18 protein-coding genes are annotated in these 17,328 nt (G+C 44.0%); 6 read left to right on the top strand and 12 right to left on the bottom strand.

The features are described 5' to 3' along the window. Positions 1–111 precede the first annotated feature (111 nt). Positions 112–900 carry a ZIP family metal transporter gene (locus KQH97_RS08470; RefSeq protein ID WP_216553798.1) on the bottom strand — a complete coding sequence of 263 codons (789 nt, stop codon included), beginning with the start codon at positions 898–900 and terminating at the stop codon, positions 112–114. Between the two features lie 226 nt (positions 901–1,126). Between KQH97_RS08470 and KQH97_RS08475 the strand changes: the two genes are divergently transcribed. Continuing rightward, complete coding sequence (locus KQH97_RS08475; RefSeq protein WP_216553799.1) at positions 1,127–2,686, top strand: SPOCS domain-containing protein; 1,560 nt, start codon at positions 1,127–1,129, stop codon at positions 2,684–2,686. Between the two features lie 12 nt (positions 2,687–2,698). After that, a complete protein-coding gene (spoIVA, locus tag KQH97_RS08480) occupies positions 2,699–4,174 on the top strand; it encodes a stage IV sporulation protein A (RefSeq protein ID WP_022288481.1) in 1,476 nt (491 codons plus the stop codon). 85 nt (positions 4,175–4,259) lie between these two features. Here spoIVA and KQH97_RS08485 read toward each other — a convergent pair whose 3' ends face one another. The 10 genes from KQH97_RS08485 to KQH97_RS08530 all read right to left on the bottom strand — a co-directional run bounded on the left by KQH97_RS08485 (position 4,260) and on the right by KQH97_RS08530 (position 10,662). Further along, entirely contained in the window at positions 4,260–4,598 is a 339-nt protein-coding gene (locus tag KQH97_RS08485) for a hypothetical protein (protein ID WP_022288482.1), read from the bottom strand. 21 nt (positions 4,599–4,619) lie between these two features. After that, positions 4,620–5,585, bottom strand: coding sequence for a 50S ribosomal protein L11 methyltransferase (gene prmA, locus KQH97_RS08490; RefSeq protein ID WP_117876250.1), 966 nt, complete (start codon positions 5,583–5,585; stop codon positions 4,620–4,622). Between the two features lie 176 nt (positions 5,586–5,761). Then, complete coding sequence (locus KQH97_RS08495) at positions 5,762–6,496, bottom strand: ABC transporter ATP-binding protein (protein ID WP_022288484.1); 735 nt, start codon at positions 6,494–6,496, stop codon at positions 5,762–5,764. 27 nt (positions 6,497–6,523) lie between these two features. Continuing rightward, a complete protein-coding gene (locus KQH97_RS08500; RefSeq protein WP_147338411.1) occupies positions 6,524–7,378 on the bottom strand; it encodes an ABC transporter permease in 855 nt (284 codons plus the stop codon). Positions 7,379–7,383: 5 nt separating this feature from the next. Next, positions 7,384–8,508 carry a CDP-glycerol glycerophosphotransferase family protein gene (locus KQH97_RS08505; RefSeq protein WP_216553800.1) on the bottom strand — a complete coding sequence of 375 codons (1,125 nt, stop codon included), beginning with the start codon at positions 8,506–8,508 and terminating at the stop codon, positions 7,384–7,386. Next, complete coding sequence (locus tag KQH97_RS08510) at positions 8,508–9,344, bottom strand: glycosyltransferase (RefSeq protein WP_022288487.1); 837 nt, start codon at positions 9,342–9,344, stop codon at positions 8,508–8,510. The genes KQH97_RS08505 and KQH97_RS08510 overlap by 1 nt, the downstream gene beginning before the upstream one ends. Before the next feature lie 158 nt (positions 9,345–9,502). After that, positions 9,503–9,667, bottom strand: coding sequence for a hypothetical protein (locus KQH97_RS08515; protein WP_216553801.1), 165 nt, complete (start codon positions 9,665–9,667; stop codon positions 9,503–9,505). Positions 9,668–9,699: 32 nt separating this feature from the next. Further along, the gene (locus KQH97_RS08520) at positions 9,700–9,909 is read right to left on the bottom strand and encodes a transposase (protein WP_216553802.1); all 210 of its coding nucleotides are present in this window, start codon (positions 9,907–9,909) and stop codon (positions 9,700–9,702) included. A gap of 39 nt (positions 9,910–9,948) precedes the next feature. Beyond that, entirely contained in the window at positions 9,949–10,134 is a 186-nt protein-coding gene (locus tag KQH97_RS08525) for a hypothetical protein (RefSeq protein ID WP_216553803.1), read from the bottom strand. 162 nt (positions 10,135–10,296) lie between these two features. Continuing rightward, positions 10,297–10,662, bottom strand: a complete 366-nt coding sequence (locus KQH97_RS08530) for a MerR family transcriptional regulator (RefSeq protein WP_038670807.1) — start codon at positions 10,660–10,662, stop codon at positions 10,297–10,299. Between the two features lie 277 nt (positions 10,663–10,939). Between KQH97_RS08530 and KQH97_RS08535 the strand changes: the two genes are divergently transcribed. Beyond that, complete coding sequence (locus tag KQH97_RS08535) at positions 10,940–11,674, top strand: D-alanyl-D-alanine carboxypeptidase family protein (RefSeq protein ID WP_216553804.1); 735 nt, start codon at positions 10,940–10,942, stop codon at positions 11,672–11,674. Positions 11,675–11,838: 164 nt separating this feature from the next. Here KQH97_RS08535 and KQH97_RS08540 read toward each other — a convergent pair whose 3' ends face one another. After that, entirely contained in the window at positions 11,839–12,711 is an 873-nt protein-coding gene (locus KQH97_RS08540) for a LysR family transcriptional regulator (protein WP_216553805.1), read from the bottom strand. A 199-nt stretch (positions 12,712–12,910) separates the two neighbouring features. Here KQH97_RS08540 and KQH97_RS08545 point away from each other — a divergent pair, with 199 nt between their 5' ends. Genes KQH97_RS08545 through KQH97_RS08555 form a run of 3 tightly spaced genes read left to right on the top strand, consistent with a single transcriptional unit; the run spans position 12,911 to position 17,039 of the window. Next, positions 12,911–13,342, top strand: coding sequence for a MarR family winged helix-turn-helix transcriptional regulator (locus KQH97_RS08545; RefSeq protein WP_022288492.1), 432 nt, complete (start codon positions 12,911–12,913; stop codon positions 13,340–13,342). Positions 13,343–13,367: 25 nt separating this feature from the next. Continuing rightward, a complete protein-coding gene (locus tag KQH97_RS08550) occupies positions 13,368–15,125 on the top strand; it encodes an ABC transporter ATP-binding protein (RefSeq protein ID WP_216553806.1) in 1,758 nt (585 codons plus the stop codon). 12 nt (positions 15,126–15,137) lie between these two features. Then, positions 15,138–17,039: an ABC transporter ATP-binding protein gene (locus KQH97_RS08555; protein ID WP_216553808.1), complete on the top strand. Its 1,902-nt coding sequence runs from the start codon at positions 15,138–15,140 to the stop codon at positions 17,037–17,039. Positions 17,040–17,328: the final 289 nt, after the last annotated feature.

Here is a 17,328-nt window from a genome sequence, read left to right on the forward strand (position 1 = left end):
AAAAAGACGAAAGCAATAACTCACAAAGTCAACGCATGATACTTGTGCGTTATCACAACAAAAAAACTGCGGTGAAAAATTTCACTGCAGTTTTTTAACAAATATGCTTCTTTATCCTAGTGCCACATCAAGTATCATCATAAGCAAGAAGCCCAGCATTACGCCAACTGTTCCCATGTGACCTTCCCCCAGATGTGCTTCGGGAATAAGCTCCTCCACCACCACATAGAGCATTGCTCCTGCGGCAAAGGCAAGAAGCCACGGAAGAAGCGGTTGGACAGCACCTGCGGCAAGAACGGTGAGAAGTCCGAAAACAGGCTCAACAATTCCTGAAAGAGTGCCAAGGCCGAATGCTTTCGCCCTGCCCATGCCCGATTGCCTCAGAGGCAGTGCGATAGCCGCACCCTCCGGAAAGTTCTGTATTCCCATGCCTATGGCAAGTGCAATAGCAGAAGCCAGCAGTACCGAGCTGTCATTATGTGCCGCCAACGCAAAGGCAAGACCTACTGCCATGCCCTCCGGGATATTGTGCAGTGTGATAGCAAAAATAAGCATTCCCGAACGCTTTAGACCCCTGCGGACGCCCTCTTCCCTTTCAGGCTCAGGTAAAAAATAAGGCATTGCCTTGTCAAGCACCATAAGAAACAGCACGCCTAGCGCAAAGCCGCCTGCGGCAGGTATCCAGCCTATCCTGCCGAGAGCTTCCGCCTCGTTTATGGCAGGGATAAGCAAGCTCCACACGCTTGCGGCTATCATAACGCCTGCGGCAAAGCCTAAAAAGGCTTTCTGCACCTTTTCGCTCTGCCCCTCTTTTCTCATGAAAAAGACCACAGCCGCACCTAACATCGTCATAGAGAATGTAAAGCCCGTGCCTGCCGCAGCCCAAAGTAGACCATTCATACTATTATGTTTCCTTTCAGACAGTATTATGTCAGATACAATGACATATCTTAGTCTATGAAAAGCCTTTACGCTGTGTGAAAAAGCCTCTGCCGACAAAATACATTAAATTTGTCTGAGATTTTCAGAATATGACCCGTCCCAAGTGAATATAATGTTCTCAGCAGGGCATTACAAGCCCTTTACGATCGTATGATCAGTTTATTTTTAGGAGGAAACAGACAAGATGAACACTATGGATCTTAAGCTTAACAGAGAGATGCTGTCAATGACACGGACTATCCTTGACGCCTCCTGCGAGCAGGCTGTGGAAAAGGATTTTCTGCTGCCCGACTATTATCCCGATATTTTCAGGGTACTAAAATGCGTTATCACACCAACAGTACAGAGCCATTCCATAAACGGCGGAAAGCTCAGCTTTGACATGGCGGCACTTATCAGGGTGCTTTATATCAGCCAGAACGACAAGCGGATAAACTGCATCGAGCAGAAAATGAACTACACAAAGTCTTTCGACCTGCAAGGGGATTGCGGCGACCCTATGATATGGCTCACGCCAAAATGCGATTATGTCAACTGCCGTGTGGTAAATCAGCGCAGACTTGATATCAGGGGTGCTGTGACTATCCACGCAAATGTGACGGGCGAAGTAACTGTGCCTATAGTCACAGACGCATTTGGCTGCGGCATTCAGCTTAAAAAAGTTGCTGTTACATACCCTGCAAAACGTCTTACCGCTGCAAAGCGTATCACACTAATAGAGGAATTGCAGCTTTCTGCGGCAAAAGCCCCTGTTGGCACTATCCTGCGGACAGATTGCCGCATTATCCCACAGGAACACAAGATGATAGCAGGCAAGCTTGTGACAAAGGGCGACGCTGAGATAATGATGCTTTACTCCTGCGTAACTACCGATGGAGAAGAAACCGCTGAAACAATGCGGTTTACTCTGCCGTTCTCACAGATAATCGACATAGACGGCATTGACGATACTTTCACCGCAGACGTGAGGATAACCCCTGCGGGGTGTGATATCATACCAAAGTCTGACGATTCCGGCACACTTGAATGTGAGCTTGTGCTTCTTGTGAACTGCGTTGCCAAAAAGCTTTCCACCTGCGAGATAGTCACAGACGCATACTCCACCTGCTTTGAGTGCGAGGCTGAAAGGTGTGAAAGCAAGCTTGACAGCGAAAGCATAAAGTTATCTGACAGCCACAGTGTTACTGCAAAGCTTTCCTGTCAGGAGGGCGAGATACGCTGTGTTCACGACAGTTGGGCGACCCTTTCCAATGTGACATCAAGGCTTGACGAGGAAAAGAAAGCCTTTATCATTTCAGGAAGCGTGACGTTCTGTATTATCGGCAGGAACGAGGACGGCACTCCCCTTTATCTTGAAAACGATTCGCCTTTTGAGCATGAGATACCCCTTCCGGAGAATGTCAATGGTGAGATATCCATATCCCCTGACCTGTGCATAGAAAACTGCACATACTATCTTACAGACGAAACAACAGCGGAGCTTAAAGCCGATATCAAGATAGGCGGCGAAATGACTATTCAACAGACAGGGACTATGATATCAGAGCTTAGGGTACTCACAGATAAGCCGAAAGAGAAAAATGACAAATACGCTCTGAAAATATGCTACTGCAATGAGAGCGACGATATCTGGGAGATAGCGAAAAAGTATTCAACTTCCATAACAGCCATACTTGAAGAAAACGAGCTTACCGACGATAAAATATCAAAACAGGGAATGTTGCTTATCCCATTAATGAACTAGGAGGACAGACACATGAAAAACGATATTTACACCGACATTGCCACACGGACGGGGGGCGATATCTATATAGGCGTGGTAGGTCCTGTCCGCACGGGAAAATCCACCTTTATAAAGCAGTTCATGGAGCAGTTCGTTATACCGAACATTGAAAGCGACTACCGCAAGGAGCGTGCCATTGACGAACTGCCCCAGTCCTCCGCAGGCAAGACTATCATGACCACTGAGCCTAAGTTCATTCCTGAGGAAGCTGTGAACATCACCCTAGAGGGCGGAGCAAGCTTCAACGTGCGAATGATAGACTGTGTGGGCTACATAATCCCAAGCGCCATAGGCTACATAGAGAATGAAGCCCCGAGAATGGTGGTCACACCGTGGTTTGACACGGAAGTACCATTCAACATGGCGGCTGAGGTGGGAACGCAAAAGGTCATAACAGAACATTCCACCATAGGTCTTGTGGTGACAACAGACGGCAGTATCACCGACCTTCCACGTGAAGAATACGAGGAATGTGAGGAGCGTATAATCGACGAGCTGAAGCAGATAGGCAAGCCGTTTGTGGTGCTTATGAACACCACTGAGCCTTACTCTCAGCAGACAAAAGACCTTTGCGAACAGCTTTCCGACAAATACGGCACTACAGTTATGCCTATAAACTGTTTGGAGCTTTCGGAAAAAGAGATAAAAGAGATACTTACGCTTCTTCTTTACTCTTTCCCTGTGAAAGAGATAAACATCTCAATGCCCTCATGGATAAACTCTCTTGACAAGGGTCACTGGCTGAAAGAAGCGGTTTTCGGACATATCAAGGAAGCGGCTTCGGCTGTGACAAATCTTCGTGACATTTCAGACTGTGCCGAAAAGATATGCTGCTGTGAGCAGGTATCATCTGGCTCGGTGGCTGAGATAGACCTTGGAAAAGGCTCGGCAGTCATAAAGGTGGAGCTTGACCCTGCGCTGTTTTTCAGGATAATAGGCGAAGCCACAGGGCTTGAGATAAAGGACGAAAACGACCTTATGCCGAGAATTTTGGAGCTTGTTAAGATAAAAGAGCGTTTCTCGAAATTCAGCTCTGCCCTTGATGAAATGGAGAAAACAGGCTACGGAATAGTTATGCCTGAAATGAACGAGCTGACCCTTGATGAGCCTGAGATAATAAAGCAGGGTGGAAAATACGGCGTAAGGCTCAAAGCCGCCGCACCAGCCATTCACCTGCTGAAAACCACTATCAACACCGAGGTCGCACCTATCGTCGGCTCAGAAAAGCAATCTGAGGAGCTTGTGCTTTATATGCTCAACGATTTTGAGGAATCACCTGAAAAGATATGGGAGTCAAACATTTTTGGCAAGTCACTCCACGAACTTGTGAGCGAGGGTCTGCACACAAAGCTTTCAAAGCTTCCGGAGGACGCACGCATGAAGATAAAGGAAACTATTGAGCGCATGATAAACGAGGGCTGTTCGGGACTTATCTGTTTTATTCTCTAAGAGTTTCATAAATGAAAATAAACTGATCCACCAAAAAAAGCGTTACACTGTGAAAAGTGCAACGCTTTTTATCTTGTATAAAGTGTTAATTTACGCCCTCGGCAAAGCTTATAGGTACGCCGAAAAGCACGCCTGCGTTAGGCTGTGAAAGGTCGCCTGTAACATCAGTTATCGCCTTTCTTGCAACATCTACCTGATCGTCTGCAACGGCAACGAAAATGGTCTTGCCCTTCTGTGCAGCGTCCTCGCCGCTGAGAATAGATCTCAGAACGCCGATCATAGGCAGATTATCCATTGTAGAAATAGATTTCGCCATTCCCACGCTGTCAATGACCGTTCCGCCTCTTATGCCTGCCTGTGCCAGCGAACGCATGATTTCGTCTACTAACTCGATTCTCTTGATAACCAAAAACAATAACTGCATTTTGATCCGTCCTTTCATCTCTTATTTCCTGAATGACGCAGCCACCCAGTCTTCTTTTTCTCTTATCTCAATAAGCTCAAAGCCCTCTGCTTTAAGCCTGTCAAGCACCTCGTCTTTTCTCTGGTCGATTATACCTGAAACTATGAGCGTTCCGCCGTCTTTGATAAATCCGCCGAAAATTCCGCTCATGCCTATAAGAACATCTGCCACGATATTTGCACAAAGCAGGTCATAGCCTGTGCCTATCTGCTCAACCAGAGCCTTATCGTCTATGATATTTCCGCAGTAAGCTGTATACTTTTCTGCGCTTATATGGTTTTTCTCTGCATTTTCCTTTGCTATCTTAACAGAATTTTCGTCAACGTCCACCGCTGTTGCACTTTCAGCACCAAGGAGCAATGCGCCGATAGAAAGTATTCCGCTTCCGCACCCAAGGTCAAGTATACTGTCGCCCTCATGGAGATTTTTCTCCACAAGCTCCAGACAAAGCTGGGTTGTGTTATGCTGACCTGTGCCGAAAGATGAAGCAGGGTCTATTTCCAGTATCTTTCTCTTTTCGCCCTCAGCGACCTTTTCCCAAGACGGCTTTATAAGAAGCTTTTCGCCAACGCAAAGGGGCTTGAAATACTGTTTCCAGTTATTCGCCCAGTCCTCTTCCTTGACGTTTTTAAGCTCATATTCAAGTCTGCCGAACTCATTGTTCACGTCACGCTTTTTGAGCGCTTTAAGCTCCAGCTTCATAGCTTCAAGATTTTCAAGACCCTGAGCGTTCTCAGGGAGATAAACTGTCACTGTAGTTTCACAGTTTTTTAGACCCATAAGGTCATCATCTATATAATCCCAGTTGCCGTCCTTATCATCAAGGAAGTCCTGAAAATCTTTTGCGTCCTTGATAACAAAGCCGTTTATACCCATTCCAAGCAGACTTCCCGTTACTGCTTCGATGCCTTCTGTTGTGGTATATATATCCATTTCAACCCAATTCATAATATCAATTCCTTTCGATAATATCTCATTATAACACATTTTTGCGATTTTGTAAAGCTTTTTGACTATGATTTATTATACAAAATTAAATATTGATAATTGTATATACTTATCAAATATCAACCATAACAAGTGTAAACAAAAAGCTTCCCGTCAAAAACGAAAAGCTTTCATAATCATTTTTTCTTATCGTAAGCGTCAAAGGCTTCCTCAACAGTGCCGTCCACCTGCACCTTGCCGTCTTTTAGGAATATCGCCCTTGTGCAAGTTTCCTCGATAGCCTTGCGTGAGTGGGAAACGAACAGTACCGTTACACCAGTGGAGATAACATCATTTATCTTGTCACGGCACTTCTTCTGAAAGTCTGCGTCGCCAACGCTCAGTGCCTCGTCAACAACGAGGATATCAGGCTTTATATTTATATTGATAGCAAAGCCAAGACGCATTTTCATTCCGCTTGAATATGTTCTTACAGGTTGGTCGATATACTCTCCAAGATCTGCAAAATCAATTATATCCTGCTCTATCTCCTTTATCTGATCGTCATTAAGACCAAGCAGATAGCCCTTTAGATAGATATTTTCCATACCCGTCATATCCAGTGAAAAGCCTGCTGTAAGCTCAAGCAATGCGGCAACCTTTCCTCTTACAGTGATAGTGCCGCTGTTTGGAAAGCTTACGCCTGTTATCATTTTCAGAATGGTCGATTTTCCTGCGCCGTTCTTTCCGATAATTCCCACGGACTCGCCTGGGTATATCTTGAAGCTCACGCCTTTAAGGGCAGGGTGCTTCTTTACTCCCCTGTTTTTTGTGAAAATAGCCTTAAAGCGTGCCTTTTCGTTTTTATATAAAAAGTATTCTTTTTTTACGTCCAAAAATTCAATAATTGGCTCAGTCGCTTGATTTTCCATTTAAAAGTCAGTTCCTTTCAGCCTTTGTTACAGAACGTCAGGAAGTATCTTCCTGAACTTCTTATAGGTGTGCGCTCCGAGGAATATCATAAAGATAAACTCCGCATAGAACACTATAGTTTCGGTGGTATAGTTAGAATCAAAAATAAACGTGTCTGTAAGAAAGCTCTTTCTATAGCCGTTTACAAAATAGTTTATAGGGTTGAAATACATGAGCTTTCTCAGCCACAAAGGTGAGATATCATATGTGTTCCAGAATATACCTGAAAGCCAGAAAAGTCCTGTTATAACAGAATTTATAAGATTTTCAAAATCTTTGCTGAACGCACTGAGAGGAGCAGTCATCCACGAAAGCACAAGGAAGAAAAAATACATCATCAGCGCATAATAGATAAACTGAAGATTGTAAATGCTCGGTCCAAAGCCCAGACACAGCAACACCACATACATTATAGCACACAGCAAAATGTGGATATAAAGTCCCGAAAGTGAAGTAAAGGTCATGATGTTTGAAACAGGGAAGGACAGCTTTGTTACAAACTGCTTGTTGCTTCTTATTGACCTCGATCCTCCAACGATACATTCTGAAATATAAAACCACGGCACATAACCAGTGAGCATGAAAACGAACTGAGTATACTTTCCGTTAATGAAATGCACTCCACCGTTTCTTTTTAAACCTATCTCAAAGGCAAACCACAGTATAAACAGGGTAAAGGTCGGCTTGATAAGCGCCCAAATCGGACCTAACGCCGCGCCCTTATACTTCTTTTTCAGCTCGTTCACCGACAACATTCTTATCTGTCTGAGCTTTCCCTTATGCTCCTTCAATATCTGGGTAAGCCCGAACCAATCAAACTTTTTTCCTTCTATTTTTATCATCTCCGTCAAAAACGCTCTTTTTCCAAAGCGCTGTCGATTATTCTTTCCGTTGATCTGCCGTCGCAGGCGGACATATATTTTTCCGTGAAACGCTCCACTCCCTCACGGTCAAAGCTATTTTCACTGTCGATCACAGCCTGTGCAAGCTTCTCTCCCTCCGTCACCAAAGGCGCAGGCATATCTGCTTTATAATCAAGATAAAAACTCCTGCCCTTGCTGTAGCTCTCAATATCAGGGGCAAATATCACCCACGGCTTTTTATACAGTGCATACTCGAACACAAGCGACGAATAGTCCGTCACAAGCACGTCTGCCACAGGCATGAGCCTGTTTGTAGCAATATCGCAGTTAGTCAGCCCGCTGTGAAGTCTGGGGTGCATTTTTATAATGACTTTCCAAGCCTCACCAAGCTTTTTTTCAAGCTCTGCGGCATACTCCTCGCCCACGCAATGACAATCCAAAGCATTCCCCCTGAACGTCGGCGCATAAAGCACTATCTTCTTGCCCTTATAGTCGGGATATATCTCAAAGAACTCACGTCTGCACTGCTCGTTGTAGCTTTCATCAAAGAACACGTCCGTACGGCTGACGCCAAGGGGCTTTACGATATCTTCTTTCAGCCTGAACGCAGACACAAAAGCCTTTACGCACTCTTTACTGCTCACAGTGATAAGGTCAAAATTTCTTGTAACAGAGCCTTTGAAATGGGAAGATATATCCTCCTCGCTGTCATAGCCGAACTTTTTCAATGCTCCGCAGGAATGCCAAAGCTGAACCACTGTCGTTTCCTCACGCTTTTTGCAGGAAGTCACAGGCACAAAATAGTTGCATATGAACACAGCCCTTGCATTTGCGTAAGTTTTCATAAAGCTCATCATATATTTAAGCCCCGAGACCATTCCACAGCTTGAAAGGTCGCAGTACATCTCCCTGACCTTATAGCCACGGCTTTGAAGCTCCGCTTTTATAAGCTCCATGCTCTCAGGAGTAGAAACGCTGTTAAGGTCTGCAAGGATAACGAGCTTTTTGTCTATATCCTTTTTCTTTGACAGCTTGTAGCACAGTGGCAAAAGCGTTTTTTGCAGTGCTGATTTTATGTGCTGTCTTATTATACGTTTGCGGCTCTCCATTATCCCCTAAGAAACCTCTTATATATCTTGCCTGTCAGCGATTTCGGCATTATGAAAATGAAAAACTGAAAAGTGCATGGAACAATAAAGTCCCACAGGTTTGAATATCCCATACGGAATATCTTCCACCTGACATTCACAAAGGACTTTGTGTTCGCCCAGTTTCTTCTTCTCTCATAATTGTTCGCCGTAACTCTGTACATCACAAGCGTTTTGTCAAGATTTATTCCCCTTGCGCCGTCCGCAAGCATTTTCACCACGAACTCATAGTCCTCACAGCGTTTTATATTGCTGTAACCTCCCACGCTCAAAGCACGGGATTTCTTATAAACAAGGGTCTGATTATTGAACGGATTTCTCCGCCTTGCATATTTGTGTATCTCTTTATTGGTCAGCGGCGTTTTCTTTGTGGCTATGACTTCGCCCGTCTGACTGTCGAACTCGTCTATATAAGCCCCAAGCATATCTATCTCAGGGTGCTTCGCCAAAGCATAAAGCGACCTTTCACAGCGGTCAGGCTTAGCTATATCGTCAGAGTCCATTTTGACTATATACTCATTTTTGCAGGCGTCTATACCTCTGTTAGCGCATCTTCCTGTACCAACATTCTCCTTGAGCCTTATGGGGTGAAAGCACTCGTAATTCTCCTCATAGTAGTCTACGACCTCGTCAAGCTCTTTTGTGAGCTTTCCATCGCACACAAGCACAAAATCGTTCGTCACATAGGTCTGTGACAGCATACTCTCGATACTTGCCCTGAGATGTTCAGGCTTCTCTCCTGCATAAACAGACATAAGCACGCTGTATTCAGGCAACTCCACATTTTTCACTACCATAGCGCACCGTCCTTTTTTCATTCTGTCAAAATTATCCCCACAAATCTGTAAGCTATTCCATTATACCATTAAAACCGCTGTTTGTCAACGCAAGAGGGAAGCAAGTTTTATGAAAAGAATCCCCTAGTGTATCGCCATAACACACTAGGGGAAACCTTTTAATTTACGTTGAGCTTATCTTTAAGTGCTGGCTGAAGAACTTGTGAGAAATTTACTCCGTTCGCAACAGCCAGACCATTTAGCCAAGAGGGAATAGTAAGCGTTTTCTTTACAGACTTTTCAAAATGCTTTTTCGCATATTCATCAACATCAACAGTGACCATATTTACAAAAGCGCCTGACGTACTTTATAATATCATACATCATTTTCTGTAATCTTATATCCACAACTAGTACATTCCCAATACCCCTCACCATATTCAAAATCTCCTAAATCATTGTGACCATAAAAATTCATTGAACATCCACACCGTGGGCAATCAGGATGATCCGAGTCAATATCGCTCTCCCAAGGATAATCTATTGCATTTCTTAACGCCTTTTTCCAAACGCTTAATTTTGACATAACTGTTACCTCCTTACTTACTATAATTGCAACATGATGTTATTCTTGACTATTGTTAACAACCTTACCAACTATATCAAAGAAAATTTTCAACGATGCTTTCCTATCAGATAATGCATCCTCCAGCGACATACTTCCATACACACGCTCAACTTGTTCTGGAGTCCATTTATCGTTAATAGCTTCCATTTCCTCGATAAAAATGTCTATATCTGCTTTTGTCATTTTAATTCACCTTCCTGTAATCTTTCTGTATTAACCAAGCTAAGTATAACATACTTTTTAAATACAGTCAATAGAAAACTCTTTTCTGAGTCATACATAAGTGTTTAACAAAACAAAAAGGGCGGCATTTTACTGCCGTCCTTTGTATCAAGACCTTATCCGTCACTTTATGACCTTAGCGCATATCTTTTCGTAATTGTCTATCTTATAGTTGAGTCTGTCGATAGTCGCAGCTATCTCAGTCTGCTTTTCAAGGAGATCTTTTCTCTGCTCGATAAGCAGATTTTTTCTTGCCTCGATAGTGCTGTCGCCCTGCTGATACAAAGCAACATACTCGATAAGGGCTTCTATTTGCAGACCTGCGCCTCTCATGCACTTTATGAACTCTATCCAATTGCATGAACTTTCATCATAGTCCCTAAGACCGCTTTTCGTTCTCGGCACAGGCGGAATAAGTCCTATACGCTCATAGTATCTCAGTGTATCGGGTGTAAGCCCGTATTTCTCACTAACTTCAGAAATAGTCATAGCTTTCTCCTTTTAACAACACCTCATGGGGTTTATGTGATATTGCCTATTGATCTTTCAATTATATTTTACCACCTGGAGTTAGCTCCAAGTCAAGACCTTTTCTATAAAATCGTCGATATGCACAAATCGTCATGCAAAATTTGTTATCACCGACAATAGCTTAACGCTAGTCCAACACATTAAGAAAATCTTATGAAACAGTTAAGCTAATACTCGTGCGAAAGCTTCTTTAGTATGGTATCATTTATACAGCAAAAGCAAAGGAGCGGTCATTATGACAAAGAAAAACAAAAAACATATCGTAATCGCCACTGCAATCATTATTTTGGTCGTGGCATTGCTTATATACAGATATTACATTCCTGATATGAAGCCCAAGAAGCAAACCACACCTGCATCAGTGGAATACACCTATGACGACAGCGTGACCTCATCTCAGCTTGCAGAGTATAATGCCCGGCAGGACTGGCAGCTCACATTGGTGAACAATGACACGCCTATATGCGAGAATTGCTCAGTGATACTCACCGCCCTTGACAATGGTCAGGCAGTGGACTGCCGCATTTACCCACAGCTTCAGAAAATGTTTGATGACGCACGCTCGCAGGGGATATATCCCACTATCACATCATCGTTCCGCACCGCAGAGGATCAGCAGGACATACTTGAGAGCAAATATGAACACTATCAGAAAATAGGCTACAGCGACAAAAAGGCGAAAGCCTATGCGGAAGAATGGGTGGCGATGCCCGGCACAAGCGAACACGAGCTTGGTCTGTGCGTCGATATCGCAAGCGGTGACAGCAGAGTTACAAATCAGGAAGTATGGGATTGGCTCGCCAAAAACAGCTACAAATATGGCTTTATAGAGCGTTACACAGCCGAAAAGCAGGATATTACCGGCATTATCCCGGAAGAATGGCACTACAGATATGTTGGCGAAAAGGCGGCAAAGGAAATGTATGAAAATGGCCTCTGCCTTGAAGAATACTTGCAGAAAGCGTCATAAAAATGAAATTATGTACCCATTGTTTGATATGTAATACTGCGGGCGAACGCTGTTCGCCCCTACCACTTATTGATATGCGATTTTGTGTAGGGGCGACCTGAGGTCGCCCACTAATTATTTTCTTTGCAACACTCACAGCACTGTATCTCCACGATGCAGTGCTTTTATTTTGCATATATTTTCTTCAATATCCTTATCATATCCTTTGCCTGCTTTTCAAGCTGTGACTTGAGATAATACACCCCGAAGGACACTTCCCTCACGCCATTTATAGGGATACATTTAAGCGGACCTCTGTAGGTTTCCCCTATCATAGGGTAGACAAAAAAGCCTATCCCTGCCTCCGCCATTGTGATAGCACTTTCATAATCGCCGCAGAATGTTATCTTTTCCACATTTCCCTGTGCAAGAAGTTTGTGCTGAAATGAGAAAACCTCTTCAGGACAGGTGTGCCGCTCTATGAAAAGCGGTCTTCCTGAAAAGTCCTCTATGTCAAGGCTTTCAGCCGCCGCAAGTGGGTGATCCTTTGTGCAAAGGCACATGAGCGGACAGCGGCAAAGCTCAGTGTAATCAAAAGGCTGTTTCTGCGTGCTTTTAAAAGACAACAAAAGCTGTATTTTCTGATCTTTAAGCTGATTGTCTATAGACTTGAAGGGCAGAATATGTATTGACGGCAAAAGGTCATCATAAAGCCTAGACATTTCTCTTAGGGCAGGAGTCAAAACGTTCAGCTCCGCCTGATTGTGACAGCCTATGCTTATCCTTACAGGTTCGTCCTCAGGCTTTTCTGACAGCCTGAATTTTGCTGAGCCTGCTATTTTAAGTATCTGCTCTGCGTCTGAAATAAACATTATACCCTCTCTTGTGAGCGAAACGCTCTTGCTCGTTCGTACGAAAAGCTTTACCCCTAGCTCGTCCTCCAAAGAACCTATCTGGTGGCTCACCGCAGGCTGAGTGATGCTCACAGATTCCGCCGCCTTGGAAAAGTTAAGATACTGCGCCACAGCCAAAAAGCACTCCAATTGTACAGTATTCACAAAAACCGCCCCTTTATGTTTGCTCATTTCCACAAATTGTTTCGTTTAGTAAACAATTCTTAATAAAAATTAAATTTGATAGTAATCTATAAAATTCTTTTATTCATTATAACATATTTGTATTTCACTTTCAAGTAAAAGTGTGATATTATTAATTAAAGCAAAATGTTAGGTACAAAAATGTAAGGAGGCGAACAATTTGGCGGATAACAGAAAAAAGAACATTCTGCGGTATTCCAAATACATTCATCTGAAAATAGAATGCGAGATAAACACCATGCTCGCAGGCAAGGGTATAACCGCCGCTCAGAGCCATGTGCTTATGTACATAATGGAACATAATGGCGAGCCTGTTTTCTCAACGGCGATACACCACGATCTGAATATTTCCCGTGCGACGGTATCAGGACTTATAAAAAAGCTCCGTGCAGGAGGATATCTCTCCTATGAGGGCAGTGATGATGACGAGCGTCACAAGAAGATAATAGCAACCGAGAAAGCCTATACCCTCCAGCAGGACATTTGCGACTGTCTTAAAAAGATAGAAACAATGGCTTTCCGTAATTTTACAGATCAGGAGCTTGACGAAATGGAACGGCTCCAGAAAAAAATGATAGACAATACAATATAAAAATAAGTGAGAGGAGGGATCTGGCTTGAAAGAAATACTAGCACAGATCAAACAGTACAAGAAGGACTCCATTCTGACCCCTGTCTTTACCGCACTTGAGGTCTTTATGGAAATGCTTCTGCCTTTTATAATGGCGAAGATAATCGACGACGGCATTGAAAAGGGCAACATGACAAACGTTTATATTTTCGGTGGCGTAATGGTAGTGGCGGCAATGGTCAGCCTGCTTTCGGGCTTTCTTGCAGGAAAATATGCGGCTTCGGCTTCATCAGGCTTTGCCTGCAATCTTCGTGAAGCTATCTACCGCAAGGTGCAGACCTATTCGTTCTCAAACATCGACAAGTTCAGCACCGCAGGTCTTGTAACAAGAATGACAACTGACGTTACAAACGTTCAGAACGCATACCAAATGATAATCCGTATCGCAGTTAGAGCGCCGCTGATGCTCATCTGCTCAATGGCAATGTGCTTTGCAGTAAGCGGCTCAATGAGCACTATATTCCTTGCAGCTATCATTCTTCTTGGCATAGTTCTCGGGATCATCGTTAAAAAGACGATGAAAGTTTTCACAGAAGCTTTCAAAAAGTATGACGACCTTAACGCAAGCATACAGGAAAACGTATCGGCTATCAGAGTTGTAAAGGCATATGTAAGAGAGGACTTCGAGCAGAAGAAATTCAAGAAAGCCTCAGGCAATCTCTATAAGATGTTCGTAAAGGCCGAGAGCCTTATCGCACTGAATAACCCTGTTATGATGTTCGTTATCTACTCCTGCGTAATGCTCATAAGCTGGCTTGGCGCAAAGAATGTTGTTGCAGGCACTATGAAAACAGGCGAGCTTTCATCAGTTTTTACATATGTTATCTCCGCCATGATGTCACTTATGATGCTCTCTATGATATTCGTTATGATATCAATGAGTACAGCAAGTATCAGACGTATCTCAGAGATACTCAAGGAAACACCTGATCTTCACAACGGTGAGAACCCAGCAAAGGATATGAAAGACGGCTCTGTTGACTTCAACAATGTAAGCTTCTCATACAAGCATGGAAGCGGAAAAATGGTGCTTAACAATATCGACCTGCACATCAAGTCTGGCGAAACTATCGGCATCATAGGCTCAACAGGCTGCGGAAAGACCAGCCTTGTAAATCTTATCAGCCGTCTTTATGACGTTGACGAAGGTTCTGTATGCGTTGGCGGCAAGGACGTAAGAGATTACGATATGGAATATCTGAGAGATCAGGTTTCTGTAGTATTGCAGAAAAATGTGCTTTTCTCAGGCACTATCCTTGACAATCTACGCTGGGGCAACGAAAACGCCACAGACGCCGAGTGTATCGAAGCCTGTGAAGCTGCCTGCGCTGACGAATTCATTGAACGCTTCCCTGACAAGTATGAAACTTATATCGAGCAGGGCGGTACAAACGTATCAGGCGGACAGAAGCAGCGACTTTGTATCGCAAGAGCGCTTCTGAAAAAGCCAAAGGTTCTTATCCTTGACGACTCCACAAGCGCAGTAGACACTGCAACAGACGCAAAGATAAGAGCGGCATTCGCAAAGTCTATCCCAGGCACAACAAAATTCATTATCGCACAGAGGATTTCAAGCGTTCAGGACGCCGACAGGATAATAGTTCTTGACGGTGGAAAAGTGAACGGCTTTGACACACACGAAAAGCTTGTTGAAACAAACGAGATATACCGTGAGATATATGAATCTCAGGTAAAGGGCGGCGGAGATTTCGACGTTCAGTCAGCAGGAAAGGAGGAAGCTTAAATGCCTAAGCCAATGAATAAAGAAATGGGCGGCAAGCCTAAAATGTCAGGCGACCAGATGAAAGTCCTCGGCAGAGTAATGAAATATATGCTCAAAAACTATAAATTCTCATTTATAATAGTTGTGGCGTGCATACTTATTCAGGCTGTCACCACACTTGCGGGAATGATGTTCATGCAGTCACTTGTTGATGACTACATCACACAGATGCTAAAGACCTCCAGCCATGATTTTTCACCTCTTGCAAAGGCTCTCGGCGGTCTTGCAGTAGTATACGTTGTGGGCATTGCGGCTTCATACGCATACAACAGGATAATGGTAAACATCGGTCAGGGTACGCTGAGAAACATAAGAGATGATCTGTTTCTCAACATGGAAACACTTCCTATCAAGTATTTTGACACACACCCGCATGGCGACATCATGTCAGTATACACAAATGACGTTGATACCCTCAGACAGTTTATCAGCCAGAGCATACCTCAGCTTATAAACTCTCTTGCAACACTTATATCTACCCTCGTTTCCATGATAATCCTCAACATTCCTCTTACCATACTCTCTATCGCAATGGCATTTGTAATGGTAAAGGTGACCAACGATCTCGCTTCAAAGTCAGGAGCGCACTTTGCGGCTCAGCAGCATGACCTTGGCGCAGTTGACGGCTTTATCGAAGAAATGCTTGACGGACAGAAAGTAGTAAAAGTGTTCTGTCACGAGGATAAGGCAATAGAAGACTTTGTAAAGATAAATGACAAGCTGAGAGTCAGTGCAAACGAAGCTAACAAATATGCTAACATCATGATGCCGATAAACGCAAATATCGGAAACCTCAGCTATGTGCTTTGTGCCATTGTGGGAGCTATCCTTGCCATAAACGGCTATGCAGGTCTTACCCTCGGCACTATCGTAACATTTGTATCCCTTAACAAGAACTTCACACAGCCTATCACACAGATAAGCCAGCAAATGGCATTCGTTGTTCAGGCTACCGCAGGCGCAGGCAGAGTGTTTGACCTCCTCGACCAGAAGCCTGAAACAGACGAGGGCTATGTTGAGTTCGTTAATGCAAAATATAACCTGAACGGTGAGCTTGAAGAATGCAAAGAACGCACAGGCATATGGGCTTGGAAGCATCGTCATCAGGCTGACGGCACTGTTGACTACAAGAAAATGGAGGGCGAGGTCGTATTTGACGGTGTTGACTTCGGATATGACGACAGCAAGATAGTTCTTCATGACGTAAAGCTTTTTGCAAAGCCGGGTCAGAAGATAGCTTTCGTAGGCTCAACAGGCGCAGGAAAGACAACTATCACAAACCTTATAAACCGCTTTTATGACATTCAGGACGGCAAGATACGCTATGACGGAATAAACATCACAAAGATAAAGAAGCCTGCTCTGAGAAAAACTCTCGGCATAGTTTTGCAGGACACACACCTTTTCACAGGCACAGTAATGGAAAACATCCGCTACGGCAACCTTGACGCCACCGACGAGGAATGTATGGCAGCCGCAAGGCTTGCAAACGCAAACGGCTTTATAGAAAGACTTCCTGACGGCTACAACACTGTTCTCACAGGCGACGGCTCGAACCTTTCACAGGGTCAGCGTCAGCTCATAGCCATTGCAAGAGCGGCAGTCGGCGATCCTCCTGTTCTTATCCTTGACGAGGCTACCTCCTCTATCGACACAAGAACAGAGAGCCTTGTTCAGGCTGGTATGGACGCTCTCATGCAGGGCAGAACAACATTCGTTATCGCCCACAGACTTTCAACTGTCAGAAACTCAGACTGCATAATGGTACTTGAGCAGGGCAGGATAATAGAGCGTGGCACACATGACGAGCTTATTGCCAAAAAGGGCAAGTATTATCAGCTCTACACAGGAAACTTCGCAGAAGAAACAGCATAAAAGGGGCTATTCCGCCCAAAGAAAAACGGGGCTGTAAAAAAAGTCCCCAAGAAAAAAAGGCTGCAATCTTGCCAAAAAGCAAGACAGCAGTCTTTTTTTGTGGTATAATTAAAGTATCATGAATAACCAACCACAAGAATATTATACACCATATCAATTAAAATTTCCAGTAGAAATTGAAAAAATAATTGAAACAACTGACCCGGTATATACATTTTGTGAAGTGATGAATCATATTGACCTGAGTAAATACCTGACGACTGAGGACCGCAGGACAGGCCGTCCAAGA

Source organism: Ruminococcus sp. MSJ-25 (assembly GCF_018917825.1).
In the GTDB taxonomy this organism is placed as follows: Bacteria; Bacillota; Clostridia; order Oscillospirales; family Ruminococcaceae; genus Hominimerdicola; species Hominimerdicola aceti.

Bases quoted from the DNA above. Each gene is read 5' to 3' on its own strand.
- KQH97_RS08525 (WP_216553803.1), bottom strand. From the start codon at position 10,134: ATGACAAAAGCAGATATAGACATTTTTATCGAGGAAATGGAAGCTATT.
- KQH97_RS08535 (WP_216553804.1), top strand. From the start codon at position 10,940: ATGACAAAGAAAAACAAAAAACATATCGTAATCGCCACTGCAATCATT.
- KQH97_RS08510 (WP_022288487.1), bottom strand. From the start codon at position 9,344: ATGGTAGTGAAAAATGTGGAGTTGCCTGAATACAGCGTGCTTATGTCT.
- KQH97_RS08520 (WP_216553802.1), bottom strand. From the start codon at position 9,909: ATGTCAAAATTAAGCGTTTGGAAAAAGGCGTTAAGAAATGCAATAGAT.
- KQH97_RS08530 (WP_038670807.1), bottom strand. From the start codon at position 10,662: ATGACTATTTCTGAAGTTAGTGAGAAATACGGGCTTACACCCGATACA.
- KQH97_RS08500 (WP_147338411.1), bottom strand. From the start codon at position 7,378: ATGATAAAAATAGAAGGAAAAAAGTTTGATTGGTTCGGGCTTACCCAG.
- KQH97_RS08495 (WP_022288484.1), bottom strand. From the start codon at position 6,496: ATGGAAAATCAAGCGACTGAGCCAATTATTGAATTTTTGGACGTAAAA.
- KQH97_RS08505 (WP_216553800.1), bottom strand. From the start codon at position 8,508: ATGGAGAGCCGCAAACGTATAATAAGACAGCACATAAAATCAGCACTG.
- KQH97_RS08475 (WP_216553799.1), top strand. From the start codon at position 1,127: ATGAACACTATGGATCTTAAGCTTAACAGAGAGATGCTGTCAATGACA.
- KQH97_RS08555 (WP_216553808.1), top strand. From the start codon at position 15,138: ATGAATAAAGAAATGGGCGGCAAGCCTAAAATGTCAGGCGACCAGATG.
- KQH97_RS08515 (WP_216553801.1), bottom strand. From the start codon at position 9,667: ATGGTCACTGTTGATGTTGATGAATATGCGAAAAAGCATTTTGAAAAG.
- KQH97_RS08485 (WP_022288482.1), bottom strand. From the start codon at position 4,598: ATGCAGTTATTGTTTTTGGTTATCAAGAGAATCGAGTTAGTAGACGAA.
- KQH97_RS08470 (WP_216553798.1), bottom strand. From the start codon at position 900: ATGAATGGTCTACTTTGGGCTGCGGCAGGCACGGGCTTTACATTCTCT.
- prmA (WP_117876250.1), bottom strand. From the start codon at position 5,585: ATGAATTGGGTTGAAATGGATATATATACCACAACAGAAGGCATCGAA.
- spoIVA (WP_022288481.1), top strand. From the start codon at position 2,699: ATGAAAAACGATATTTACACCGACATTGCCACACGGACGGGGGGCGAT.